At 70.2% G+C, this 7620-nt stretch carries 6 protein-coding genes and 1 tRNA gene; 2 read left to right on the plus strand and 5 right to left on the minus strand.

Features of this window, described 5'->3' with window-relative positions; translation table 11 throughout:
- Positions 1–36 precede the first annotated feature (36 nt).
- From ABZ470_RS40595 to ABZ470_RS40610, 4 genes are all read right to left on the minus strand, one after another.
- Positions 37–855 carry a MerR family transcriptional regulator gene (locus ABZ470_RS40595; RefSeq protein WP_362918433.1) on the minus strand — a complete coding sequence of 273 codons (819 nt, stop codon included), beginning with the start codon at positions 853–855 and terminating at the stop codon, positions 37–39.
- Positions 856–901: 46 nt separating this feature from the next.
- Entirely contained in the window at positions 902–1501 is a 600-nt protein-coding gene (locus ABZ470_RS40600) for a hypothetical protein (protein ID WP_352016317.1), read from the minus strand.
- Between the two features lie 87 nt (positions 1502–1588).
- Complete coding sequence (locus tag ABZ470_RS40605; RefSeq protein ID WP_362918435.1) at positions 1589–2977, minus strand: selenium-binding protein SBP56-related protein; 1389 nt, start codon at positions 2975–2977, stop codon at positions 1589–1591.
- Positions 2978–3060: 83 nt separating this feature from the next.
- Positions 3061–4830 (minus strand): asparagine synthase-related protein, encoded by a 1770-nt coding sequence (locus tag ABZ470_RS40610; protein ID WP_362918437.1) that lies wholly within the window; start codon positions 4828–4830, stop codon positions 3061–3063.
- 255 nt (positions 4831–5085) lie between these two features.
- Between ABZ470_RS40610 and ABZ470_RS40615 the strand changes: the two genes are divergently transcribed.
- Together ABZ470_RS40615 and ABZ470_RS40620 are read left to right on the plus strand one after the other, a co-directional pair.
- Positions 5086–6558: a von Willebrand factor type A domain-containing protein gene (locus ABZ470_RS40615; RefSeq protein ID WP_362918439.1), complete on the plus strand. Its 1473-nt coding sequence runs from the start codon at positions 5086–5088 to the stop codon at positions 6556–6558.
- 118 nt (positions 6559–6676) lie between these two features.
- Positions 6677–6749: transfer RNA gene (locus ABZ470_RS40620), tRNA-Ala, on the plus strand.
- A 161-nt stretch (positions 6750–6910) separates the two neighbouring features.
- Here ABZ470_RS40620 and ABZ470_RS40625 read toward each other — a convergent pair.
- Positions 6911–7393: a hypothetical protein gene (locus tag ABZ470_RS40625; protein ID WP_352016313.1), complete on the minus strand. Its 483-nt coding sequence runs from the start codon at positions 7391–7393 to the stop codon at positions 6911–6913.
- Positions 7394–7620: the final 227 nt, after the last annotated feature.

Consider the following 7620-nt stretch of genomic DNA (forward strand, 5'->3'; position numbering starts at 1 on the left):
GCGACGAATCCCCTCCTTGGACGAACCGGGTCAGGGCTACCCGGCCGTCACGGCGAGCTGGATCTCCGTCACCCATTTCTCGTGGTCGGCCGGGCACTCAAGGCTGATCTCCCTGGCCAGGCCCAGACTGCGGTAGCCGTGCTCCTCGACCCAGTGGGCCAGGATCTGGTAGGTCGAGTCGACGTGGTCCATCGACCCCCGGTGGACGATGGTCGCGGCCGTCCCGATCTCGGGCAGGTCCACGATCTCGAAGTCGTGTCCCGGGGACGGCTGGGCCGTCACCTCGACTCCGGCGTGCACGACCACCGAGCCGTCCTGGGTGGGTTCGTAGTGGGCGATGCCGTACCCGGACGGTGCGACCCCCGCCCTTTCGAGGCGCTGGAACAACTCCTCGTACAGGGGCTTGATGACGGGGCCGATCTCCTCACTGTCGTAGCTCGCCGCGACGGCGCTGACCTCCGCCAGCCGCACCGGCGGGACACGCTTGACGACGACCTCTTCGACGGCCATGTGGCCCTCCCTCTCCATCGTCCGGAGCCTCGCCTCGATCCGCAGCAGCCGCGCGGTGTCCGCGGCGATCCGCTCCTCAAGCTCCGCACGGCGCAGCCGTACCATGCCGTGGAGTTCGGCCACGGTCACCTTCTCGTCGAGGATCGAGCTCACCTGCTGCAGGGTGAGGCCCAGGTCCTTCAACGCGATGACGCGGTTGAGGCGCGAGAGCTGCGCCGCGTGGTAGAAGCGGTAGCCGCTGGCCGGATCGACGTGGGCGGGCCGCAGCAGCCCGAGCGCGTCGTAGTGGCGCAGCATGCGTACCGAAACGCGGCCGAGCTGGGCGAAGTCTCCGATGCTGAACATGATGGTTCCAGGTGTACGGGCTCACACGGTGTCAGGGTCAAACGTGTCAGGTGAGGGCGGCGAAGGCCCCGGCGCCGACGAGGGCCACGGCCCAGGCGAGGTCGAGGTTGAACCACGCCTTGCGCAGCACCGCCACCCCCAGTTTCTCGTAGACCAGCAGGGCGACGGCCGTGACCGTCGTCAGCATCGCAAGGGTGTGGACCGCCGTGGCCAGCAGACTCTGCGAGGCCAGTACGGCGGCGCCGTGGCCACCGCGCAGGGTGACCGGGAGCACCATCAGGCCCGCCCCGTGCGCGGTGGCCATCAGGAACGACCACCCGGCGAGCTGCCACCGGTTCACCCGCATGCCGACCCAGCGGGGGTGGCGCCGCCGTACGATCCGCCAGATCCCGAACCCGCACACCACGGCCGCCACGCCGTAGGAGACGGCCCTGGGAGGCACGGCCAGTCGTGCGAGGGACACCAGCGCGAGCGTGACCAGCACCGAGCCCGCGTGGCCGAGCACGATGGGCGGCAGGGCGCGCAGCACCGCGGAGCGCGAGCGTTCCTGCAGGCCGAGGGCGACGGCGAACAGCCAGCCCATGGCCGGGTTCAGGCCGTGGAAGGCGCCGAGACCGGCCAGGACCAGCACGGACGTCAGGTCCATCTCGCGCGCTCCGTCCTGTTCTTCGGGGCGGGGCCCGCAAGAGCGTTCATGGAGGAGGCCGACTCCTTTCTGCGGTCGTCGCGGGGATCAGGAGGGGAAGCAGTAGGAGTCGGAGGAGGAGTCGCCTCCCTGCAGCCTGATCTGGTGTGCCCGGCGGCCGTCGGCGGCGAAGTCGACGAAGAAGCCCTCGTCGAGGGAGAGCGAGCCGTCGTCGCCGATGTCCACCTTGGCGATCCAGCTGGAGATGCCGTCGGGGTAGAAGACGTCGTCCCAGGAGCGGTAGAGCGAGTTGGAGAAGTAGACCCGTCGGCCGTCCCTGCTGGCCTCGACCATCTGCGGGCCGCCGTTCAGCGCCCGTCCCTGGCGCGCCGGGTGCGGGGTCCTGCCGACGATGCCGCCGAGGCGCACCGAACCGGTCTCGCGGGGGGAGAACGGGTCGGAGACGTCGTAGGCCTTCAACTCGCCCGTGCCCCAGCAGGAGACCAGCAGGATGCGGTCGTCGAGGGTCAGCGAGATGTCGGTCACCAGCGGCGGAACCGCTCCGAACTGCTTGAGCGGCTCGGGCAGCAGCTCGGGGTCGGCGGGCTCGGCGGGGATGGTGATGACCTTCTCCGCCTTCCAGACCCCGTTGTCCTGGTACCACGTGAAGATGCCGGCCGACAGGTCCTCGACGCTGATGACCGTGTTGACGAAGCCGTGGGTCTTGGACGGGTCGTGCGCGGGGCGCAGTTCGAGGGCCATCTGGTGCTGGTCCCCGAGGTCGATCTCCTGCAGGTGCCTGCGCTTGGTCAGGTCCCAGACGTGCAGCTTGTGGCCGTACTTCCTGCCGACCAGCAGGTCGAGCGAGGGGCCCGCCTCGATCTGGTTGGGGGTGCCCCACTCACTGGTGATCATCGTGTCGTGGCCGAGGTGCCACCAGAAGTCGTAGTGCAGCTCCTGCGGGCCCCGGTCGACCTCCCAGCGGCCCTTGGGCTCGAAGGTGTCGTGGTCGAGGGTGAAGACGCCGCCGGGCGCGTCGCCGTCCACGTTGCCGAGCGCGCTGACGTAGATCGCGTCGGTGCCGCAGTGGACGGTGTGCGGGCGGCTGTAGCCGGTCTTTTCGAAGACGGTCTCCGGCTCGATCGTCTTGACGAGCCTGGGCCGCCGGGGGTCGTCCTTGACGTCGAACACGTAGATCCTGCTGGAGCGCAGTCCCGGCAGGACCAGGTAGCGCCGCTCGACGTGCGGGTGCGGGGCGTACGGGCACAGGGCGGCGCTGCAGACGTTCCACCCGAAGTGGTGGAGCTCGTCGCCCGCGTGGGGCATGTCGCCGACGCTGACGATCGACCCGTCCGACAGGTCGATCGTGGCGAGCCCGTCGGGACGGCCCTGCCCTTCGGCGTCCAGCAGGGCGACGTAGGCGAGCTCCTCCCGAGGCGCCTGCATGGCGTCACGGGCCGACGGATAGAAGGTGGGATCGGGCTGAATGAGTGCCACGGGAACTCCTAGGCCGAGATCAATATCCCACTAATGTTGTAGGAAAACTCTCCGCTGTCTAGGGGTGATTTTACGTAGCCGGGTCAGGAGGGGACCTGGACGTGGATCTCGTCGAGCCCTTCGGGGGCCTTGCCCGGGTACGCGCCCGACAGCATCGTGGCCACCGTGTAGAGATGCCAGACCTGGGCGGGCTTGGTGACCACGGGCGCGGCGAACAGCTTGCGGACCTCGTCGGGGGAGACGATCGGGGCCAGCAGGTCGAGGTGCTCCAGGACGTGGTCGCGCAGCACGCCGCTCAGCGCCTCACCCGGGCTGGTGCGCCAGCTCCAGCCGCCCCCGGTCTTCGGAGCCGTCAGGAATCCCGGCTTGCGCTGCCAGGGGTAGTAGCGCCTGTCGGCGGTGAAGCGCCACGGCTTGCCCTCGATGGGGATGTGGCGAAGTTTCGGGGCGAAGGTCGTGATGAGCTCGTGGACGACCTCCTCCGACAGCCGCCACGCCTGGTCGAGCCCGAGGGCCGCGCGCACCACCCGGTTGTCGAGGAAGGGCCAGACCGGGTCGCCCCGGCGCTGTGATCCCGCCCTTGAACCGGCCTGCCAGCGGCCGATCCGGTAGAAGACGTACATCTGGTCGAGGGCCTCGACCCCCTCGCGCTCCTGCCAGGGGCGGGCCAGTTCACGGGCGTGGTCGTTGGCCTCGGCGCTGAACAGGGCCTTGTCCCGCATGAAGGTGGTGTCGATCCGGCGCCGCAGCGCCTTGGGGCTCAGGTCGCTCTGGAGCAGCAGGAAGCTGCCCGCGCGCAACACCTCCCCGCTCTGCCCCGACATGGTCGGCCTGGCGTTGTACGGCAGGTAGCCGACGATCGACTCGTAGGCCGAGGTCATCCCCTCGCAGGTCCGCAGTGTCTCGTAGGTCCTGGCGAGCGGGTGCTCGACCAGGACGGCGTCCCTGCGCTCGGTGCGCGCCGGGGGGATGACCGTGTGCTCGACGCCGAGCGCCCCGGCGATCCGCCCGGCGAGGATCACGTCGGGGTGGCTGTCGAGGCCGTTCGTGGTCGCGCGCAGCGGAATCCCCGCCGCGTGCAGCACCGCGGCGGCCAGCCTGCTGTCCCGGCCGCCGGTGAGGGCGAGGTTGACCGGCTCGCCCGCCGCGCGCAGCGGCTCGACCGAGGTCAGCAGGGCGTCGGCCAGCCCCCCGATGAGGGCCCTGCGCCGCCTGGCCGAGGACGGCGCGGCGACGGCGACCGGCAGCGGAGCCTCGGTGACCGTACGGCTGCCGCCCCTGACGGTGACGGTCGAGGAGGGCGGCAGCGCGCTGACCCCCCGGTAGGGCGTCTCGTCGGACAGGAAGTAGCCCTGCCGGATCATCGACTGCAGGGCGAGCACGTCCCACTCGATCCGCTCGCCGAAGGCGGCCAGGCTGACCAGCAGAGCCCTGCTGCCGATCACGTGCACGTCCGGGGTCTCGGCGTAGTAGACCGGGCAGACCCGGTGGATCGCGGTCGCGGCGGCCAGTTCGGTACCGGTCGCGCGGAAGACCGAGAAGCAGCCGCCGACCGCCTCGGCGCTCAGTTCGGGGGCGCCCGCGAGCCGGTCGACGTCGCCGGGCACGGCCAGGTTGCCGTTGACCCCGGTCACCCTGTCGTGGCCGGTGGCCAGCAGCGGGGGAGTCCGGGAGTCGTCGGGCTCGTTGGTCCAGGCGAACAGGCTGACGCCGGGCCTGTGCCACTCGCGGGGTCTGATGACCTCGGCCGGGACGGGGAAGGCGGTCTCGATCGAGGCGCGCACGGTGTGCAGCATCGCCTCGGGAATTCCGGCTTCGGGACGCTTGGCCGCCAGTCCGAGATACACGCGCATGATCCCGAATCCTATGTCCCCTTTTTTCCGCATGAAGCCTGATTAATGAGGAAAACGTGTGGTCACTTGAGGTGCCGAGGGGGGAGAGGCCGATCACGCGCCGGGCACGGTTTGCGCTCGCTTGGGTCAAGCGCCAGGCCCAGGTCATGAGGGGGTCGTCGTACGGGATGGCGCGCGAATCCCGCGAGTCCCCGTGAATCCATGCAAATCCAGATAAATCACGGCGAATCCCTGTGAATCCCTGTGGAGGCGAACATGAAACCACGCACGCTCGCCGTCGTCCTGGCCGTCCTCGCCCTGTGGGTCACGGCCGCCTGCGGGAGCTCGGCGAATAGGTCGCCCAGCACCCAGCCCAGGGGCGACGCGAACGCCCAGGCACCCGAGGAACGCGAGAACGACACCGGCACGTCCAAGGACATGAACGACACCACCGTCGACCAGATCTCCACCTTCGCCCTCGACGTGGACACCGCCTCCTACGACTACGCCAGACGCGCCATCGGGGAGGGCAGGCTCCCGGAGCGGGACAGGGTGAGACCGGAGGAGTTCGTCAACTCCTTCCGCCAGGACTACCGGGAACCCGAGGACGACGGTTTCTCCGTACAGCTGGACGGCGCACGGATGCCCGGCAACGGTACGGCGCTGCTCAGGGTCGGTCTGCGCACCCGTCAGGCGCAGTCACGGGAACGACGCCCGGCGAACCTGACCTTCGTGGTCGACGTCTCCGGCTCGATGGGCGAACCCGGCAGACTCGACCTGGTCCGTGAGGCGCTGCACCGGCTCATCGGACAGCTCGGGCCCGGGGACAAGATCTCCATCGTCGCCTTCAGCGACCAGGCCCAGGTCGTGCTGTCCATGACCCCCGCGACCGAACGGCAGGAGCTGGACGCGGCCGTCGAGCGGCTGGCCGTACAGGCCTCGACGAACCTGGAGGCGGGGCTGACCACCGGGTATCAGGAGGCGGCGAAGGCCTTCAGGCCGGTGGCGACCAACCGGGTCATCCTGCTCTCCGACGGCCTGGCCAACAACGGCGACACCAGCTGGCAGGGCATCCTGGACCGGGTCGAGGAGTACGCGGGCAAGCAGATCACCCTGCTGTGCGTCGGCGTCGGCCGTGACTACGGGGACCAGCTGATGGAGCAACTCGCCGACAACGGGGACGGCGCCGCCGTCTACGTCAGCTCGGTCGACGACGCGCGCAAGGTGTTCGTCGAGCAACTCGCCGCCACCCTCGACCTGCGGGCCCGCGACGCCAAGGCGCAGGTCGTGTTCAACCCCGCCACGGTCGAGTCCTACAACCTGATCGGCTACGAGAACAGGCGGATCGCGGCCGAGGACTTCCGTGACGACAGCAAGGACGGCGGCGAGGTCGGCCCCGGTCACACGGTGACGGCCCTGTACGAGGTACGGCTGCGCCAGGGCGCCTCCGGCCAGCTCGCCACCGCGACCGTGCGCTGGCAGGACCCCGACACCCGCGCCCCGGGTGAGGTCAGCGGCTCCATCGGGCGGGCCGACCTGGTCTCCTCTCCGTGGGAGAAGTCGTCGCCGCGGTTCCAGGTGGACGTGGTCGCCGCGGCCTTCGCCGAGTATCTCCGCACCGGAAGGCCGGTCGCCGGGGTCGAGACCGAGGAGCTGGCCGGACACGCCGGTCGTCTGGCGGCCTCGACGGAGGACCCCGCGGTGTCCGAGCTGGCGACCCTGATCACCCGCGCCCTGTCGCTCGGCTGACCGTACGGCCGCCGGGGCGGGCCTGTCCCGGCGGCCTCGACGGTCACCTCGCCGGTTACGGAGCAGGGTGCGATGTCCTATACACTGGCGTGGTGCCGCTGGGCGGTGCGAAACGCAAGGGGCTATGGCGCAGCTGGTAGCGCGCCTCCATGGCATGGAGGAGGTCTGGGGTTCGAATCCCCATAGCTCCACAGCGACAGCGTGTTGACGAGATCCCGTCCGATCGGACGGGATCTCGTCGCTTTCCGGCCCGGATGACCTGCCTGCGTCTCCGCCCCGCGCGCCCCGCGGCATGGCTGTGAAACCGTGGACCCGGCAGTGGAGGCCGGCCGCCGGCGGACCACAGGGGTGGTCAGCCGTTCGGGAAGAGCGTGTGAAGGAGCGTGTGGCCCGGCATGGCCCGGGCCGGGAGCACGCCCACGGCGAACATCTCCGGGGTGTCGAACACGGGCTCCCCGCCGGGGCGGCGCGCGTAGGGGACCCGGCCGTAGTCCACGCCGTCGCCCTCGTGGAAGCTCATCCAGGTGATCGTCTCCTGTTCGCCCTCGCGGAGCGGGTGGTTGGACACGGCCCGGCTGTAGACGGTGCCGGAGGCGGTGACCCAGACCAGGGGGACGGCGAGGACCCATCGCGTCGCCCTGATCTCCCGAGCCCTGGCGGCCGCCCGCGTCTCGAACGAGACGGCCGACCGCGGGTCGCGGAGATAGTCGTAGTCGCTGAGCACGAGCCGCCGCTCGCCTTCGAGGGCCGCGACCGCCGGGCAGTGGCGGGCGGCGATGCTCCGCTGGAGACGTTCGACCACCTCGAAGAGCAGCGCGGCCGTCTCGTCGTTCATCGTGTCCTCCGGAACTCACGGTACGGACCGGTACGCCGGGCCCGCGCAGGAGAGGAGGCGCGGGCCGCGTGCGCGAGCCGTCAGATCTCCTCGACGCTGCTCGGCTCGCGCCGGGACAGGTCGATGCCGAGTTCTTCGGCGGCGCGGAAGACGTCCTCGTCGGTGTCGCGCATCTCGATGGACATGCCGTCGCTGGAGAGCACCTCGACGTTCAGGCACAGCGACTG

The organism is Streptosporangium sp. NPDC020072, assembly GCF_040631445.1.
Taxonomy (GTDB): domain Bacteria; phylum Actinomycetota; class Actinomycetes; order Streptosporangiales; family Streptosporangiaceae; genus Streptosporangium.

Bases quoted from the DNA above. Each gene is read 5' to 3' on its own strand.
- ABZ470_RS40600 (WP_352016317.1), bottom strand. From the start codon at position 1,501: ATGGACCTGACGTCCGTGCTGGTCCTGGCCGGTCTCGGCGCCTTCCAC.
- ABZ470_RS40615 (WP_362918439.1), top strand. From the start codon at position 5,086: ATGAAACCACGCACGCTCGCCGTCGTCCTGGCCGTCCTCGCCCTGTGG.
- ABZ470_RS40610 (WP_362918437.1), bottom strand. From the start codon at position 4,830: ATGCGCGTGTATCTCGGACTGGCGGCCAAGCGTCCCGAAGCCGGAATT.
- ABZ470_RS40625 (WP_352016313.1), bottom strand. From the start codon at position 7,393: ATGAACGACGAGACGGCCGCGCTGCTCTTCGAGGTGGTCGAACGTCTC.
- ABZ470_RS40595 (WP_362918433.1), bottom strand. From the start codon at position 855: ATGTTCAGCATCGGAGACTTCGCCCAGCTCGGCCGCGTTTCGGTACGC.